The 16,221-nt window shown below is 69.7% G+C and carries 14 protein-coding genes and 1 riboswitch; of the genes, 5 read left to right on the top strand and 9 right to left on the bottom strand.

The genetic code is table 11. The features are described from left to right. Positions 1–22: 22 nt before the first annotated feature. The 9 genes from ACIQOE_RS36770 to ACIQOE_RS36730 all read right to left on the bottom strand — a co-directional run bounded on the left by ACIQOE_RS36770 (position 23) and on the right by ACIQOE_RS36730 (position 11,132). Complete coding sequence (locus ACIQOE_RS36770) at positions 23–1,414, bottom strand: M1 family metallopeptidase (RefSeq protein ID WP_365558857.1); 1,392 nt, start codon at positions 1,412–1,414, stop codon at positions 23–25. A gap of 97 nt (positions 1,415–1,511) precedes the next feature. Further along, complete coding sequence (locus tag ACIQOE_RS36765) at positions 1,512–2,810, bottom strand: ABC transporter ATP-binding protein (protein WP_401416305.1); 1,299 nt, start codon at positions 2,808–2,810, stop codon at positions 1,512–1,514. Positions 2,811–2,824: 14 nt separating this feature from the next. Further along, a complete protein-coding gene (locus ACIQOE_RS36760) occupies positions 2,825–3,922 on the bottom strand; it encodes an ABC transporter ATP-binding protein (protein WP_351323438.1) in 1,098 nt (365 codons plus the stop codon). Further along, on the bottom strand, positions 3,919–4,917 hold the full coding sequence (locus ACIQOE_RS36755; protein WP_351323437.1) for an ABC transporter permease: 999 nt from the start codon (positions 4,915–4,917) through the stop codon (positions 3,919–3,921). Before ACIQOE_RS36755 ends, ACIQOE_RS36760 begins: the two co-directional genes overlap by 4 nt. A gap of 111 nt (positions 4,918–5,028) precedes the next feature. Next, positions 5,029–6,825 carry an ABC transporter substrate-binding protein gene (locus tag ACIQOE_RS36750; protein ID WP_365558853.1) on the bottom strand — a complete coding sequence of 599 codons (1,797 nt, stop codon included), beginning with the start codon at positions 6,823–6,825 and terminating at the stop codon, positions 5,029–5,031. Positions 6,826–6,894: 69 nt separating this feature from the next. Continuing rightward, positions 6,895–7,902: an ABC transporter permease gene (locus ACIQOE_RS36745; RefSeq protein WP_351323435.1), complete on the bottom strand. Its 1,008-nt coding sequence runs from the start codon at positions 7,900–7,902 to the stop codon at positions 6,895–6,897. Positions 7,903–8,576: 674 nt separating this feature from the next. Next, positions 8,577–9,368: an enhanced serine sensitivity protein SseB C-terminal domain-containing protein gene (locus ACIQOE_RS36740; RefSeq protein WP_351323434.1), complete on the bottom strand. Its 792-nt coding sequence runs from the start codon at positions 9,366–9,368 to the stop codon at positions 8,577–8,579. A gap of 181 nt (positions 9,369–9,549) precedes the next feature. After that, positions 9,550–10,341 carry an enhanced serine sensitivity protein SseB gene (locus tag ACIQOE_RS36735; RefSeq protein WP_362642329.1) on the bottom strand — a complete coding sequence of 264 codons (792 nt, stop codon included), beginning with the start codon at positions 10,339–10,341 and terminating at the stop codon, positions 9,550–9,552. Between the two features lie 104 nt (positions 10,342–10,445). After that, positions 10,446–11,132, bottom strand: coding sequence for an AAA family ATPase (locus ACIQOE_RS36730; RefSeq protein ID WP_401416300.1), 687 nt, complete (start codon positions 11,130–11,132; stop codon positions 10,446–10,448). A 162-nt stretch (positions 11,133–11,294) separates the two neighbouring features. Beyond that, positions 11,295–11,392: riboswitch (glycine riboswitch) on the top strand. 157 nt (positions 11,393–11,549) lie between these two features. Here ACIQOE_RS36730 and gcvT point away from each other — a divergent pair. From gcvT to ACIQOE_RS36705, 5 genes are all read left to right on the top strand, one after another. Beyond that, positions 11,550–12,677, top strand: a complete 1,128-nt coding sequence (gene gcvT, locus ACIQOE_RS36725; RefSeq protein ID WP_401416297.1) for a glycine cleavage system aminomethyltransferase GcvT — start codon at positions 11,550–11,552, stop codon at positions 12,675–12,677. Positions 12,678–12,808: 131 nt separating this feature from the next. Continuing rightward, complete coding sequence (gene gcvH, locus ACIQOE_RS36720) at positions 12,809–13,186, top strand: glycine cleavage system protein GcvH (RefSeq protein WP_351323430.1); 378 nt, start codon at positions 12,809–12,811, stop codon at positions 13,184–13,186. Positions 13,187–13,217: 31 nt separating this feature from the next. Next, positions 13,218–14,480, top strand: coding sequence for a serine hydroxymethyltransferase (gene glyA, locus ACIQOE_RS36715; RefSeq protein WP_351323429.1), 1,263 nt, complete (start codon positions 13,218–13,220; stop codon positions 14,478–14,480). 56 nt (positions 14,481–14,536) lie between these two features. Beyond that, positions 14,537–15,904 (top strand): L-serine ammonia-lyase, encoded by a 1,368-nt coding sequence (locus tag ACIQOE_RS36710; protein WP_351323428.1) that lies wholly within the window; start codon positions 14,537–14,539, stop codon positions 15,902–15,904. Between the two features lie 106 nt (positions 15,905–16,010). Continuing rightward, on the top strand, positions 16,011–16,169 hold the full coding sequence (locus tag ACIQOE_RS36705; RefSeq protein WP_351323427.1) for a hypothetical protein: 159 nt from the start codon (positions 16,011–16,013) through the stop codon (positions 16,167–16,169). Positions 16,170–16,221 lie beyond the last annotated feature (52 nt).

Genomic DNA, 16,221 nt, shown 5'->3' with positions numbered 1-16,221 from the left:
CGTGAACCTTACAAAGCCAGGCTTACAGGGCGGGTTTCCCTGGAGTGAACAGCCAGGTCTGGAAGAGGTCGTCCAGTTGCTGCCCGGAGATCTTCTCCGCGAGCCGGATGAAGTCGGCGGTGTCGGCGTTGCCGTAGCGGTGCAGCTTCGTCCAGGCGGGCAGCAGCTTGAAGAACGCGGTGTCGCCGATGCGTTCGCGCAGCATCTGGAGGGTCATGGCGCCGCGCTGGTAGACGGCCGAGGCGAACATCGTGTCGCGCTGCGGGTCGGCGACGACGGTCTGCCAGAAGGCGTTGTCCGCGGGGCGGGAGTCGTAGCCGGCCAGGAAGGAGTCGTGGGCCGAACGGGTGCCCTGGTGCTCCGCCCACAGCCACTGGGCGTAGGTGGCGAAGCCCTCGTTGAGCCAGATGTCCTTCCACTGCGCCACGCTCACCGAGTCGCCGAACCACTGGTGGGCCAGCTCGTGCACGATGGTGCTCTCGTTGCGCACCGCCGAGTAGGCCGGCTTGCTCTGCACCTCCAGCGAGAACCCGGCCTCCGGCATGTCGTCGACGATGGCGCCGGTCTCCTCGAAGGGGTACGGCCCGAAGAGCTTCGACCAGTAGTCGGTGGCCGCGGCGGTCACGGCGTACACGTCGACGCTGTTGCTGTTCGCGAGGACCGGGTCGATGGCGACGTAGATCGGGATGCCCGAGGGCGTCCTGCCGGTCCGCACGTCGAACTTCCCGATGGTGGCGGTGGCGAGGTAGGTCGCCATGGGCCTGCTCTCGCGCCAGTGCGTGTAGGTCGAGGCGCCCTTGTCGTACGTCGAGACCAGCCGTCCGTTGGAGACGCCGGTCAGGCCCTTGGGGGCCTTGATCCGGATGTCGTAGGTGGCCTTGTCGGAGGGGTGGTCGCTGGACGGGAACCAGGTGGAGGCGGCGTTGGGCTCGCAGGCGACGAAGACGCCGTCGGCGGTCTTCATCCAGCCGTAGTCGGAGCCGAAGACGATGGGGCCGCTCAGGGCCTCGGGTATGCCGCCGTAGGTGACCGAGACGGTGAACTCGCGCCCCTTGGGCAGCGTGCTCCTCGGGGTGATGGTGATCTCGTCGCCGCTGCGCGTGAACCGGGCGTTCCTGCCGTTCACTTCGACCCGCGCGACCTCCAGCTTCTGGAGGTCGAGATCGAAGGAGGAGAGGTTCTGGGTGGCCCGGGCGGTGAGGGTCGTGACGCCGTCGAGGCGGTCGGTGTCCGGGTTGTACGCCACGTCGAGGTCGTAGTGGCGGGCGTCGAAACCGCCGTTGCCCAGCTCCGGGAAGTAGGGGTCGCCGATGCCGGGAGCGCCCTGGACGGGGGCGGGTGCGGCCGCGATGACGAAGGAGGCGGCTGCCGCGGTCGCGACAGCCGCCAGACGTGCCGAACGGGAGAGTTTCATGAGCCGTCCCTTTCGCGCGTGCGCCGATACGTCGGACGCGGACGACTCTGAACTCTCCCGTTCAGACATGTACATGACTTTACCAACTTGTCATGTGTTACTTGTCCGTTGACTCCTGGCCCGCATCCTCGGAGGACTCGGAGGACTCGGCGGACTCGGAAGCAGTCCCTGCCGGGGCCGCAGCCTCGGCCGGGGCCGCGGTCTCGGCCGGCTCCGCGGTCTCGGCCGGCTCCGCGGTCTCGGCCACCTCCGCCGCCACCGCCGCCGACGTCTCCGCCGACTCCGCCAGCACCTCGTCGGAGACCAGCTCGGCCGCCTCCTTGGCGGCGGTCAGCAGCACCGTGTCCTGCGGGGCCTGGTCCTCGAAGGACTCCGGGTGGTGGCAGGCGACCTGCTGGCCGGGCTTCAGCTCGACGAGCACCGGCTCGGTCGTCCGGCAGATCTCCGTCGCCTTCCAGCACCGGGTGTGGAAGCGGCAGCCGCTCGGCGGCGAGATCGGCGAGGGCACGTCACCCTTGAGCAGGATGCGGTCGCTCTTGGCGTTCTTGCGCCGCGGGTCCGGGATCGGCACCGCCGACATGAGCGCCTTGGTGTACGGGTGCATCGGCGCCTTGTACAGCGACTCGCGGTCGGCCAGCTCCACGATCTTGCCGAGGTACATCACCGCGATGCGGTCCGAGACGTGCCGGACCACCGAGAGGTCGTGCGCGATGATCACGTACGTCAGGCCGAGCTCCTGCTGGAGGTCGTCCAGCAGGTTGACGACCTGGGCCTGGATCGACACGTCCAGCGCGGACACCGGCTCGTCCGCCACGACCAGCTTCGGCTTCAGGGCGAGCGCGCGGGCGATGCCGATGCGCTGGCGCTGGCCGCCGGAGAACTCGTGCGGGTAGCGGTTGAAGTGCTCGGGGTTGAGGCCCACGACCGACAGCAGCCGCTGGACCTCCGCCTTGACACCGCCGGGAGGCGTGACGCCCTGCAGCTTGAACGGCGCGCTGACGATCGTGCCGATGGTGTGGCGCGGGTTCAGCGACGAGTACGGGTCCTGGAAGATCATCTGCACGTCGCGGCGCAGCGGACGCATCCCGCCGACCCCGAGGTGGGTGATGTCCTTGCCCTCGAACTCGACCTTGCCGCCGGTCGGCTCCAGCAGCCGGGTGATCAGCCGGCCCATCGTCGACTTGCCGCAGCCCGACTCGCCCACGACGCCCAGCGTCTCGCCGGCCTTGACCTCGAAGTCGAGGCCGTCGACCGCGTGCACGGCTCCGACCTGCCGCTGGAGCAGGCCCTTCTTGATCGGGAAGTGTTTCTGGAGCCCGGTCACCTTCAGCAGGGTCTCGCCGTGGGCGGCGTCCTTGGTGAGGGTGGCACCTTCGCTCTGCGCAGGGATGGTCACCGCTTTGTCCTCGCTCACAGCTTCGGCGCAATCTCTTCGGTCCAGATACGCTCCCGCTGCTCCTGCGTCATGTGGCAGGCGGCCCAGTGCTGGCTGCCGACCTCGGTCAGCTCGGGGCGGACCGTGCGGGTGACGTTGTCCTTCGGGACGTCGGCGTACGGGCAGCGCGGGTTGAAGGCGCAGCCGGACGGGACGTTGATCAGGGAGGGCGGGGAGCCCTTGACCGGGATCAGGCGGTCCTGCTGCTCGCGGTCGAGCCGCGGCATCGAGCCGAGCAGACCCCAGGTGTAGGGGTGCCGGGGCTCGTAGAACACCTTGTCGGCCGGACCCCGCTCGATGCAGCGGCCGCCGTACATCACCAGGATGTCGTCGGCGAGTTCGGCGACGACGCCCAGGTCGTGGGTGATGATGATGACCGCGGAGCCGAACTCCGTCTGCAGGTCCCGGATCAGGTCCAGGATCTGCGCCTGGACGGTCACGTCCAGGGCGGTCGTCGGCTCGTCCGCGATCAGCAGCTCGGGGTTGTTCACCAGCGACATCGCGATCATCGCGCGCTGACGCATACCGCCCGAGAACTCGTGCGGGTAGTTGTCGACGCGCTTGTCGGGCTGCGGGATCCCCACCCGGTCGAGCATCTCGACCGCACGGCGCTTGGCGGTCTTCTTGTCGACGTCGTGGTGGATCCGGTACGCCTCCACGATCTGCTGGCCGATCGTGTAGTACGGGTGCAGCGCGGACAGCGGGTCCTGGAAGATCATCGCCATGTCACGGCCGCGCAGCTTGCGCACGTGGTCGGGGTCGGCGGTGAGCAGCTCGGTGCCGTCCAGCCAGATCTCGCCGGAGATCTGCGCCTTGCGCTTGCCGTACTGGCCGGCGGTGTGCAGGCCCATGATGCCGAGCGAGGTCACCGACTTGCCGGAGCCGGACTCGCCCACGATGCCGAGGGTCTTGCCCTTCTCCAGCGAGAAGCTGAGTCCGTCCACGGACTTGACCAGACCGTCGTCGGTCGGGAAGTGCACCTTCAGGTCGCGCACTTCCAGGAAGGACGTCGGGGCGGGCGAAGCGGAGGTGGGCTCGCCCAGGGCGGCCCCGCTCTTGCTCAGGTCGGTCATGTGAGCCTCACTCGGGGGTCGATCACGGCGTACAGGATGTCCACCACGAGGTTGGCGATCAGCACCGCGAGAGAAGTGATCAGGGTCACGCCCAGGATGATGGGCAGGTCCTGGTTGCGGATGGCGTCGAGCACCGCGCGGCCGAGGCCGGGCAGGTTGAACGTCGACTCCGTCAGGATGGCGCCGCCGATGAGGGCGCCGAGGTCCATGCCGAGCATGGTCAGGATGGGGGTCATCGTGGAGCGCATGGCGTGCTTGCCGATGACCGTCTGCTCCTTGAGGCCCTTCGCGCGCGCCGTGCGGATGTAGTCCTCGCCGAGGATCTCCAGCATGGTGGCGCGGGTGATCCGGGCGTACATCGCCGCGTAGAGGAACGCGAGGGTGATCCAGGGCAGGATCATGCCGCCGAACCAGCCGCCGATGCTCTGGTCGAGGGGCACGTACTGCGCGTCGATCCATTTCAGCCCGAAGGCGAAGATCGCCAGGCTGAGCAGACCGGTGAAGTAGATGGGGAGGGAGACACCCGCCAGGGCGACGACCATCGCGCCGCGGTCCCAGATGGTGCCCCGCTTGAGAGCGGAGAGCACACCGGCCGCGACACCGAAGATCAGCCACAGTACGGCGGCACCGAGCGCCAGACCCAGGGTCACCGGGAAGCGGTCGGTGAGCACCGGCCAGACGGCCTGCTCGCTGCGGAAGGAGTAACCGAAGCAGGGCGCGGCGCAGTGCGTGACGTCGCCGCCGCCCGAATAGGTGCGGCCGACGAAGATGCCCTTGAAGAACTCCCAGACCTGGGAGTAGATCGGGTCACTGAGACCCAGCTTCTGCCGCACGGCCTCGACCGCAGCCGGGTCGGCCTGCTTCCCCACGAAGCTCGCGGCGATGTCGACGCCTGCCCACTTGGGGACGAGGAAGAAGATGCCGAAGACCACCATGACGATGACCACGAGCATCACAGCGGCGGCGAACAGCCGCCTGATCAGGTAAGCGAGCACAGCTTACGGCCCGCCGCCGGGCCGCGGGCCACCGGAGGTCTTCCGATGGCCCGCGACCACGCGACGCCGGCCTTCACCTGCCTTTCGTGCCGTACGGCGGGTGTGCCGGGATTACTTCGCGGACTTCAGACCGAGGTTCACGAAGTCGTACATGCCGCTGTAGTTGTCCGACGTGTACACGTTCGCGAGGTTGTCGCTACGCCAGTTGATGAACTTCTCGAAGGTGAAGGGCAGGTAGTACGCGCCCTCCATGACCTTGTGGTTGATCTCGGTCGAGATCTTGGTCTTGCCCGCGTCGTCCAGCGTGGTGACGTACTGCGAGAACAGACCGTCGATCGTCTTGTCCTTGATCAGGGCGTAGTTGTTGTTACCGCTCTGCAGGATGTACTTGCTGTCCCACAGCGGCAGACCGAAGCCCTGGACGGTCGGGAAGTCCGGACCCCAGCCCATGATGATGATGCCGTAGTTCTTCTTCTTGACGTTCGACGGGCTGCCGATGATGCCGGCCGTCTGCGAACCGTCGTACTGGTCGATCTGGGCGTTGATGCCGATCTTCTTCAGCGACGCCTGGAGCGACTGGGCCGTGGCCACCTCGACCGGCTTGTTGTTGCGGACCGCGATGGTGGTGGAGAAGCCGTTCGGCTTGCCGCACGCCTTCAGGGCCTTCTTGGCCTCGTCGGCGTTGCCGCCCTTGTTGGCACCAGCGATGGAGTACGGGTCGTACTTCTGGCCCTCGGAGCCCGGGACGGACGGCGGGAGCATGTTGGTGCCGATGTCACCACCGGCGATCGGGCCACCGCGCGCGGTCTGCAGCGAGACGTGGTCCGCGCCGTAGATGACGGCCTTGCGGCACTCGATGTTGTCGAACGGCTTCACGCTCTGCGGGAAGACCGCGTAACGGATGTAGCCGGAGACCGGGTTGTCCAGGTTGGCCTTGTGCTCCTTCAGGGCGGTGGTGCGGCCCTGCGGGGACATGCCCGTCTGGTTGATGTCCAGGTCCAGGTCACCGTTGAGCAGGCGCTGGTCCAGCTGGTTGGCGTCCGAGAAGAACTGGACGGTGATCTTGTCCGGGTAGGCCTTGCGGACCGGGTCCGAGGACTGCTTCCACTCGGTGTTGCGGACCAGCGTCAGGCTCTTGCCGGGGCTGTACGACTCGAACTTGTACGGGCCGGAGGAGAACGGCTTCAGGCCGTACTTGGACTTGGTGTCCATGTCCTGGCGGACCGGCGAGGCGGAGACCAGGCCGAGGACCTCCTGGAAGTCCGAGTTGGCCTCGGGGAGGTGGAAGACGATCGTCTTGTCGTCCGGCGTGGTGATGGACTTCAGGCCCAGGTGGTCCTTGGAGGTGTCCTTGTAGGGACCCTTGTACTCGCCCTTGGGGTCGAGGAAGTCCTTCAGGTACGTCGGGCCGCCGGACAGCACGTCCTGCGCCCAGACGCGCTCGATGCCGTACTTGACGTCCTTGGACGTGATCGGCTTGCCGTCCTCCCACGTGACGCCGTCACGCAGGGTGTACGTGTAGGTCTTGCCGCCGTCGGAGACCTTGGCGAGACCGGTGGCGAGGTCCGGGGTCAGCTCGGCGCCGGCCTTGCCCGGCTCCGTCTTGCCCGTGACCAGCTGGCGGCTGTAGTAGCGCGCGAAGTTCCACATGAAGCCGTAGTAGCCACGCGTGGTGTCCCACGAGTCGGCGTCCTGGGCTCCACCGAAGCGCAGCGTGCCACCCTTCTTGGCGAGCGAGGCCTGGGCGACCTTGTTGTTGGCCGCGTCGAAGCCGGCGGCGCCGTTCTTCGAACCGCCGCCGTTGTCGTCGCTGCTGCCGCCGCACGCCGCCGTGGTCAGCAGTGCGGCGACCGCAGCAGCGGCGGCAAACGCCTGCTTACGCCGCCCTGAGGTGCGTTGGGTAGTCACGATCTCGGATCCTCCGGATTAGATGAGAGACCCCGTGTTGGTGCCACGGGACGCTTGGAGTACGGCAGTTCAGCGGGAGGCCTTCGGGTCCAGCGCGTCACGCACGCCGTCGCCGAAGAGGTTGAAGGCGAGCACGGTGATGAAGATCGCCACACCCGGGACCACCATGTACATGGGGTCGGACTCGTAGTAGTCGATCGCGCTCGACAGCATCTGTCCCCAGGACGAGGTGGGCGGCTTGACGCCGACACCCAGGAAGCTGAGGGCCGCCTCGGTGAGGATGTTGGTGGGGATCATCATCGTCGTGTAGACGATGATCGGCGCGACCAGGTTCGGCAGCAGTTCCTTGAACAGGATGTAGAACCGGCCGGCGCCCAGGGACCGGGCGGCCTCGACGTACTCGCGCTCACGCATCGAGAGCGTCTGGCCGCGCACCACGCGTCCGATGTAGGGCCAGCCGAAGAAGCCGATGACCAGGATCATCACGAAGACGCGCACGTTGGAGCCGGACAGGCCGAGCATGTTGTTCGGCATGACGGAGACCAGGGCGATCGTGAAGAGCAGCTGCGGGAAGGCCAGCAGGCCGTCCATCACGCGGCTGATGAGCGAGTCCACCCAGCCGCCGAAGAAGCCCGCCAGGATGCCGAGGATGGTGCCCAGCACCACCGCGACGAGGGCGGAGAGGAAACCGACCAGGAGGGACACGCGGGCGCCGTAGAGGATGCGCGCGAGGATGTCGCGGCCGTTGACCGGCTCGACGCCCAGCAGGTGGTCGCCGCTGATGCCGCCGAGGGACCCCTTGGGGGTGCCGAACAGCGGGTCGATCAGGGTCTCGTTGTAGGCGTCCGGATCCTGGCCGAGCAGGTGGGTGATCACTGGCGCGAGGAGGGCGACCACGATGAGGACGAGCACGACTATGCCGCCCGTGAGGGCGAGCTTGTCCCGCTTCAGGCGCTCCCAGGCGATCCGGCCCAGGGAACGCCCCTGAACGGCCTTTTCGCCGGCGGTCGCCGCCGCCGCTTCCTCGGCCGCGCTCGGGGCCGCTTCCGCGGTCGGCTCGTGCAATGGTGCCGTCATCTGGCAGGGACCCCTCTCAACCGGCTGTAGCCGGCTTGCACTTGCCGCTGGTAGCGGCATGATCACTCTCTCCTGGGCAGGGGTGAACACCCCTTGGAGCGCGAGTCTTCAACGCTGTGGCGACCAGTTGCCAGAGTTGGCGGTGAATGGATGCGCAACCGTGATACGAGCAAACGGTTTCGTTATCCGAACGACGGGTAACACCTGTCGGACAGGGGCAAGCCTGACAAGACGTCACATCAGCCGCGCAAACCCTCCGGTCTACACGCGGAGACCCGCCCGCGCGCCCGCCCGGATCCCGGCCACACCCGAGTCTCCTGTGATCTGGATCACAGCGTGGTGAAGGGAATTCATCAACGGAATTGGGGATTCCCAGGACCGGAATACCGGGGCCCTCGGGATTCCCTTTGCGGCGCGCTCACGGCGGCCCTGCCGTCGTCCCCGCCCGGCGTCCGCCTCCGCGCCCGCCACGGGCGCGTACGAGGTCAGCCGGTCGGCGCCGCCCCTCGGGCGCCCAGGGGCTCCGTCAGGGCCGCCTCGCCCGTTTCCTCGCGCCGGACGGCCGGCGGCGGTCACCCGACGCGGCGGGAATTCCCGTGCCGGTGATCTCGAATCCGCCCGCGCAAAACACCGCGCCCGTCCCTTTCGGGGACGGGCGCGGTGCGGTCGCGTGCTCAGTAGCCGCCGGGCGCCGGCGGATAGCCGTACCCCGCCGCCGGTGCCGGTGCCGCGTGGGCCTCGCGGTCGTAGAACGGGCGGGCGGCCGCCCGCATCCACATCGCCACCGGGTCGTACTCGTCGGTCATGGCGACCGTCGACACCGGCAGGCCGTCCGGCACCGCCCCGATCGACTGCTGCATCATCGCCCGCACCGAGTCCACGGCCGGCGGCGACGTGTCGTACACGTCGAGCCCGATGGCGAGATACGGATCACCCAGCGCCGGCTGCACCCAGGCCCGCCGCAGCGAGCGGACCGCGGGCGTGCGGTGGGCGTTCTGCGACAGCAGGGCGTAGAACTGCGGGACCTCGATGGACGGTTCGGCCAGCCGCAGCGGGCCCGCGGGCTGGCGCTCCAGGCCGGTCGCGATCCGCCGCAGGTCCAGCCACGGGATGCCGACCCCGCCGCCCGGGGCGTGCGGATTGAGCCACAGGCCGAAGTGGTCGGGGTAGAGCGTGCGGGCCACGTCGAGGCCGTCGACGACCTCGTAGGAACGGTTCCAGCCGCTCGCCGACAGTTCCTGGGCCGAGGTCACGCACGGGGCGTACCCGTGGCCCTCGACCTCCATGTTCCCGTACTGGGCGTCCGGGGAGCCGCCCTGGCCGTGCCAGAGGAGCATCCAGACCTGACCGGAGGACGGCGTGGCGAGGGCGCGGAGGAGTGCCTCGTAGGCGTCGTAGCGCCCGGGGGTTACCTGGCGCAGCATGTGCTCGACCTGCCCGGCCGCCGCGGTGCCGCTGGCGCTCACGTGTTACCGCCCCTTCATTGAGTTGCCCCGCGTTGGAGGTCGCCCCGCGTTCGGAGACAGCTTAAGCGCCGGGGCCGGTGGCGCCGACGGTCCGGCGGCGGGTGCGCTTCGTCGTGGTTCTCCCCCGGTTCCGCCCCGGTTTCCGGCCGGAGGCGGCCCCGATGCCCCTGGCGGGGCGCTCTCAGTGGCCGTACTGGTAGAAGGGCCGGACGTGCTCCCGCATCCAGTGGCCCACCGGGTCGTCCGCGACGTCGAGCAGGACCAGGTTCACCGGCCACCCGACCGGGACCCGGCCCAGCGCCCGGCCCAGCGCCTCCAGGGGCAGCGCCCTGATGTCGCCCTCCCACTGGGAGAGTTCGACGCCCACGAACATCACCGGGTCCGCCGTCTCGACCGCGGCGAGGCAGCGGCGGGCCGTGGCGACCACGCCGGTGGCCGCGAACTCCGCGGAGGCCGCGGCCAGGAAGTCCATCGGGTCGTCCTGCCAGTCCGGTTCGAAGAGCCGTACCCGGCCGCCCGAGGCCGAACCGTCCAGTTCGCTGCGGCCGGCCCGGCACAGCTCGGCGACCGCCTCCGGCGGCAGCGGGACGCCCACCGTGCCGCCGGGGTTCACGGCGATGCCGACCTGCGGGGGCAGCCCGCGGGCGAACTCGACGGCCGGGGCGACGGTGTACGACAGGTGGGAGCCGGCCACCTGGCGGAACTGCTCCTCGGAGCTGAAGACCGGCACGTACACCCGGCCCTCGATCTCCGTGGTGGGCAGGTCGAGGGAACCGCTGTGCGGGCCGCCGCCCTCGGGCAGCGGGATCCACAGGAAACCGCGGCCGAGTACCTCGATGAGCCGGCCGGCGGCCGCGGGGACGCCGAGGGAGGCCGACAGGACCTCCTCCAGTTCGTTGCCGGGCCACCCGCCGTGCGGGTGGGGGTGCGTCTGTGCCGGGAAGTCCGCGGGAATGTCCGCCGGGAAGTCCATCTGCCTACCGCCTGCTGGAAACCGCTGCTGCTGAGTCCGAAAAGGCTATCGGGTGGCTGTGACAATGCCCCACCCCTGCGAGCCGCCCGCCCGCGCGGGGAGCCTCACCCCGCGCACTTCTCCGGCTCGCGGAAGGCGATCCGGCACAGCACGTCGGCCGCGTCCCGGTCGAGCAGCACCGCCGAGCCGACGCCCCGGGGCAGCCCGCCCCTCTCCACCGCGCGCACCAGACGGGACGCGGCGTGCCGGTGGCGCAGGAAGGCGTAGCGGGAGACGCCGCGGCCCCGCTCGCGCTGGCCGTCCAGCGCCGTGCCCGGCGGGACGTCCAGGAGCAGCAGGTGCAGGGTGGCGCCGCGGCGGCGGGCCGCGCGGGCCAGCCAGTCGCGCACCCAGGCCTGGGTGCCGCAGTCGTGCACCACCACGCCCTCGCCGCTGCGCAGCGCGCGGCGCAGTCCGGCGTAGTGGGCGAGGCGGACCAGCGGGCGGTACAGGGCGTACGGCAGGAAGCGGGCCAGGCGGGCGTCCCAGCGGTCGCGGGTGTCCTGGGAGTCGATCCGGATGCCCTGGACGGTGCGGTGCATCAGGGTGGACTTGCCGCTGCCGGGCAGGCCGGTGACCACGACCAGGTCACGGGGGCCGAAGAGCAGGCCCTGCGGGCTGCGGCCGGTCCGGTCGCGCAGGTCGCGCACCACGCGTGCCGGGCGCTCCCCGTGCCGCTCGCGGGCCGGGGCCGCCGGCTGTCCCGGCAGGGCGATGCCCGTCGTCGTCGCGTATGCCGTGGTCCTTGTCACCGTGACCGTCCTCCCTGGGGGCTCAGGAAAGGTTCTCCCCGCTTATTGTAAAGAGAAGGTAATGCACGGTGTCTCGCGGTTCCGTCCGGTTCCGGCCACAGGGCTGTTACAAAGCCCGGCCCGGCATGCAATGATGTGCGCGCCAACTGCATACCGGCCGTTTGAATCCGCGCGGGAGAGTCCCCGGCAGTCTTCACCGGGGCGCCGAAGGAGCAAGTCCCTCCCTTGAATCTCTCAGGCACCGTTACCGCGCGGGCGAGGCACATCTGAAAAGCGGACCGCCCGCCGGCGGTCCCACCCAAGGTGCAAGCCTTCGACCACGTCCGTGGTCGAGGCGAACCTCTCAGGTTCCGATGACAGATGGGGAGGACCGACCTCGCCTGTCATGCCCTGGGATCTTTGGGAGACGACCGACCGATGAGCAGTTCCGATTCCGCTGGACTCCGCCGTACCGCGCTCGATGCCCTGCATCGCTCGCTCGGCGCCACCATGACCGACTTCGCCGGCTGGGACATGCCCCTGCGCTACGGCTCCGAGCGCGACGAGCACGTCGCGGTGCGGACCAGGGCCGGGCTCTTCGACCTCTCCCACATGGGCGAGATCGCGGTGACCGGCCCCGAGGCGGCCGCCCTGCTGAACCACGCCCTGGTCGGCAACATCGCCTCCGTCGGCGTGGGCCGCGCCCGCTACACCATGATCTGCCGCGCCGACGGCGGCATCCTCGACGACCTGATCGTCTACCGGCTGGCCGAGACCGAGTACCTGGTCGTGGCCAACGCCTCCAACGCCCAGGTGGTCCTCGACGCGCTGACCGAGCGCGCCGCCGGCTTCGACGCCGAGGTGCGCGACGACCGGGACGCGTACGCGCTGATCGCCGTCCAGGGACCGGAGTCGCCCGGGATCCTGAAGTCGCTCACCGACGCCGACCTGGACGGCCTCAAGTACTACGCCGGGCTGCCCGGCACCGTCGCCGGCGTCCCGGCGCTGATCGCCCGCACCGGCTACACCGGCGAGGACGGCTTCGAGCTGTTCGTGAAGCCGGAGCACGCGGTGGCGCTGTGGGAGGCGCTGACCGAGGCGGGCGCCGGTGTCGGCCTGGTGGCCTGCGGCCTGTCCTGCCGCGACACGCTCCGCCTGGAGGCGGGCATGCCGCTGTACGGGCACGAGCTGACCACCTCGCTGACCCCCTTCGACGCCGGCCTCGGCCGGGTCGTGAAGTTCGAGAAGGACGGCGACTTCGTGGGCCGCGAGGCGCTGACCGAGGCCGCCGACCGGGCCGCCGCGAATCCGCCGCGGGTGCTGGTCGGCCTGGTCGCCGAGGGCCGCCGGGTGCCGCGCGCCGGCTACCCGGTGGTCGCGGACGGCAAGGTGATCGGCGAGGTCACCTCCGGCGCCCCCTCCCCCACGCTCGGCAGGCCGATCGCCATGGCGTACGTCGACGCGGCGCACTCGGCGCCGGGCACCGCGGGTGTCGGCGTCGACATCCGGGGCAGCCACGAACCGTACGAGGTCGTGGCCCTGCCGTTCTACAAGCGCCAGAAGTAGATCCCGAGGCGGACCCAGAGAAAGACACCGAGCCCGGCGGTGCGTGACCCTGCGCACATTTCCGCTGCTCACGTGTGTTTCCCGCACTCCTCTTTCACCAGCACCCCACCGCGTACAGGAGAATTCAGGCCATGAGCAACCCCCAGCAGCTGCGTTACAGCAAGGAGCACGAGTGGCTGTCGGCCGCCGCGGACGGCGTGGCGACGGTCGGCATCACGGAGCACGCGGCCAACGCGCTCGGTGACGTCGTCTTCGTCCAGCTCCCGGCCGTCGGCGACACCGTGACCGCGGGCGAGTCCTGCGGCGAGCTGGAGTCGACCAAGTCGGTCTCCGACCTCTACTCGCCGGTCACCGGTGAGATCACCGAGATCAACGAGGACGTCGTGGACGACCCGTCCCTGGTGAACTCGGCCCCCTTCGAGGGCGGCTGGCTGTTCAAGGTGCGGTTCGCGGACGAGCCGGCCGACCTGCTCTCCGCCGACGAGTACACCGCGTTCACCGCCGGCTGAGGCGCCGTACCTACAGGAGTCGTAGAAACAGATGTCCGTTCTGAACACGCCCCTGCACGAGCTCGACCCCGAGGTCGCGGCCGCGGTCGACGCCGAGCTGGTACGCCAGCAGTCCACTCTGGAGATGATCGCCTCGGAGAACTTCGCGCCGGTCGCGGTCATGGAGGCACAGGGCTCGGTCCTCACCAACAAGTACGCCGAGGGCTACCCGGGCCGCCGCTACTACGGCGGCTGCGAGCACGTCGACGTCACCGAGCAGATCGCCATCGACCGGGTGAAGGAGCTGTTCGGCGCCGAGTACGCCAACGTGCAGCCGCACTCCGGCGCCTCCGCCAACCAGGCGGCCCTGTTCGCGCTGGCCCAGCCCGGCGACACCATCCTGGGCCTGGACCTCGCCCACGGCGGTCACCTGACCCACGGCATGCGGCTGAACTTCTCCGGCAAGCAGTTCGACGTGGTCGCGTACCACGTGGACGACTCCGGTCTGGTGGACATGGCCGAGGTGGAGCGCCTCGCCAAGGAGCACCGGCCGAAGGTGATCATCGCCGGCTGGTCCGCGTACCCGCGCGAGCTGGACTTCGCCGAGTTCCGGCGGATCGCCGACGAGGTCGAGGCCTACCTGTGGGTCGACATGGCCCACTTCGCCGGCCTGGTGGCCGCCGGTCTGCACGCGAACCCGGTGCCGTACGCCGACGTGGTCACCTCCACCACCCACAAGACCCTCGGCGGTCCCCGCGGCGGCATCATCCTGGCCCGGCAGGCCTTCGCGAAGAAGCTGAACTCCTCCGTCTTCCCGGGCTTCCAGGGCGGTCCCCTGGAGCACGTGATCGCGGCGAAGGCGGTCTCCTTCAAGGTCGCCGCCTCCGCGGACTTCAAGGAGCGCCAGCGTCGTACGGTGGAGGGTGCGCGCATCCTCGCCGAGCGGCTGACCGCGCCCGACGCCCGCGAGGCCGGGGTGAACGTCCTGTCCGGCGGCACGGACGTGCACCTGATCCTCGTCGACCTGCGCGCGTCCGAGCTGGACGGGCAGCAGGCCGAGGACCGTCTCCACGAGGTCGGCATCACGGTCAACCGCAACGCCGTCCCGAACGACCCGCGACCGCCGATGGTCACCTCGGGTCTGCGGATCGGCACCCCGGCGCTGGCCACCCGCGGCTTCACGGCCGAGGACTTCGCCGAGGTCGCGGACGTGATCGCCGAGGCGCTGAAGCCGTCCTACGACGCTGCGGCCCTGGCGGCCCGGGTCGAGGCGCTGACGGCCAAGCACCCGCTTTACCCCGGTCTGAACAAGTAGTTCCCTGGTGGGGGCACCCGATGGCGTGTGCCCCCGCCCTGTTCCAAGGAGTTCCCGTGGCCATCTCGGTCTTCGACCTGTTCTCGATAGGCATCGGCCCGTCGAGCTCCCACACCGTCGGCCCGATGCGCGCCGCCCGCATGTTCGCCCTGCGCCTGCGCAACGAAGGACTGCTGGACTCCGTCGCCTCGGTGCGCTGCGAGCTGTACGGGTCGCTCGGCGCGACCGGCCACGGGCACGGCACCCCGAAGGCGGTGCTGCTGGGCCTTGAGGGCGCCTCGCCGCGCACGGTCGACGTGGAGGGTGCGGACGACCGGATCGAGACGATCAAGGCCGCCAAGCGCCTGTCCCTGCTCGGCGAGCACGAGATCGCGTTCTCCTTCGACGCCGACCTGAAGCTGCACCGCCGCAAGGCCCTGCCGTACCACGCCAACGGCATGACCCTGTGGGCGTACGACGCCTCCGGGGCGGAGCTGCTCTCCAAGACGTACTACTCGGTCGGCGGCGGGTTCGTGGTCGACGAGGAGGCGGTCGGCGCCGACCGCATCAAGCTGGACGACACCGTCCTGAAGTACCCCTTCCGCACGGGCGACGAGCTGCTGCGCCTGACGAAGGAGACGGGTCTGTCGATCTCCGCGCTGATGCTGGAGAACGAGCGGGCCTGGCGCACCGAGGACGAGATCCGCGCGGGCCTGCTGGACATCTGGCGGGTCATGCAGGCCTGCGTCACGCGCGGGATGTCGCGCGAGGGCATCCTGCCGGGCGGTCTGCGGGTCCGCCGCCGGGCCGCCGTCACCGCGCGCCAGCTGCGCGCCGAGGGCGACCCGCTGGCCCACGCGATGGAGTGGATCACCCTCTACGCGATGGCCGTGAACGAGGAGAACGCGGCGGGCGGCCGCGTGGTCACCGCCCCCACGAACGGCGCGGCCGGCATCATCCCTGCGGTCCTGCACTACTACATCAACTTCGTCCCCGGCGCCGACGAGGACGGAGTGGTCCGCTTCCTCCTCGCCGCCGGCGCGATCGGCATGCTCTTCAAGGAGAACGCCTCCATCTCCGGCGCCGAGGTCGGCTGCCAGGGCGAGGTCGGTTCCGCCTGCTCGATGGCGGCGGGCGCGCTCGCCGAGGTGCTGGGCGGCTCGCCGGAGCAGGTGGAGAACGCGGCGGAGATCGGCATGGAGCACAACCTCGGCCTGACCTGCGACCCGGTCGGCGGCCTGGTCCAGATCCCGTGCATCGAGCGCAACGGCATGGCCGCGGTCAAGGCGGTCACCGCGGCCCGCATGGCCATGCGCGGCGACGGCTCCCACAAGGTCTCCCTGGACAAGGTCATCAAGACCATGAAGGACACCGGCGCCGACATGAGCGTCAAGTACAAGGAGACGGCGCGGGGCGGACTCGCGGTGAACATCATCGAGTGCTAGCGGGCTAGCCTCCCGGCCCTGGCACTGACGTGCAATCCATGCCGCTGTGAGCCGTCCTAATGTCTCCCGCGAGGCAAGAGCGGAACAACTCCAGGGAGGCAATTCCATGGGTACAGGAGACCTCAGGGCGCGCTGCACCGCCGCCATCGGCAGCGAGGACGTCGTTCTCGCGGAAAGCGAGCGCGCGGCCCTCGCCTGCATGCTCAGCACCGGTTTCGAGGACGAGGCCGTCGATTCCTCGCTTCCTTCCGGCGCCGACCGATAAGTCAACGCTCCGACGTGGCCGCAGCCGTACTCCTCCGAGTCGGCTGCGGCGC

This window comes from Streptomyces sp. NPDC091282 (assembly GCF_044757385.1).
GTDB classification, from domain to species: domain Bacteria; phylum Actinomycetota; class Actinomycetes; order Streptomycetales; family Streptomycetaceae; genus Streptomyces; species Streptomyces gramineus.
This window is presented reverse-complemented; position numbering and strand designations above follow the sequence as displayed.

What these genes read in the sequence shown, in the direction of transcription:
- ACIQOE_RS36770 (WP_365558857.1), bottom strand. Translation starts at nt 1,414, where the DNA reads ATGAAACTCTCCCGTTCGGCACGTCTGGCGGCTGTCGCGACCGCGGCA.
- ACIQOE_RS36760 (WP_351323438.1), bottom strand. Translation starts at nt 3,922, where the DNA reads ATGACCGACCTGAGCAAGAGCGGGGCCGCCCTGGGCGAGCCCACCTCC.
- ACIQOE_RS36745 (WP_351323435.1), bottom strand. Translation starts at nt 7,902, where the DNA reads ATGACGGCACCATTGCACGAGCCGACCGCGGAAGCGGCCCCGAGCGCG.
- ACIQOE_RS36735 (WP_362642329.1), bottom strand. Translation starts at nt 10,341, where the DNA reads ATGGACTTCCCGGCGGACATTCCCGCGGACTTCCCGGCACAGACGCAC.
- gcvT (WP_401416297.1), top strand. Translation starts at nt 11,550, where the DNA reads ATGAGCAGTTCCGATTCCGCTGGACTCCGCCGTACCGCGCTCGATGCC.
- gcvH (WP_351323430.1), top strand. Translation starts at nt 12,809, where the DNA reads ATGAGCAACCCCCAGCAGCTGCGTTACAGCAAGGAGCACGAGTGGCTG.
- glyA (WP_351323429.1), top strand. Translation starts at nt 13,218, where the DNA reads ATGTCCGTTCTGAACACGCCCCTGCACGAGCTCGACCCCGAGGTCGCG.
- ACIQOE_RS36705 (WP_351323427.1), top strand. Translation starts at nt 16,011, where the DNA reads ATGGGTACAGGAGACCTCAGGGCGCGCTGCACCGCCGCCATCGGCAGC.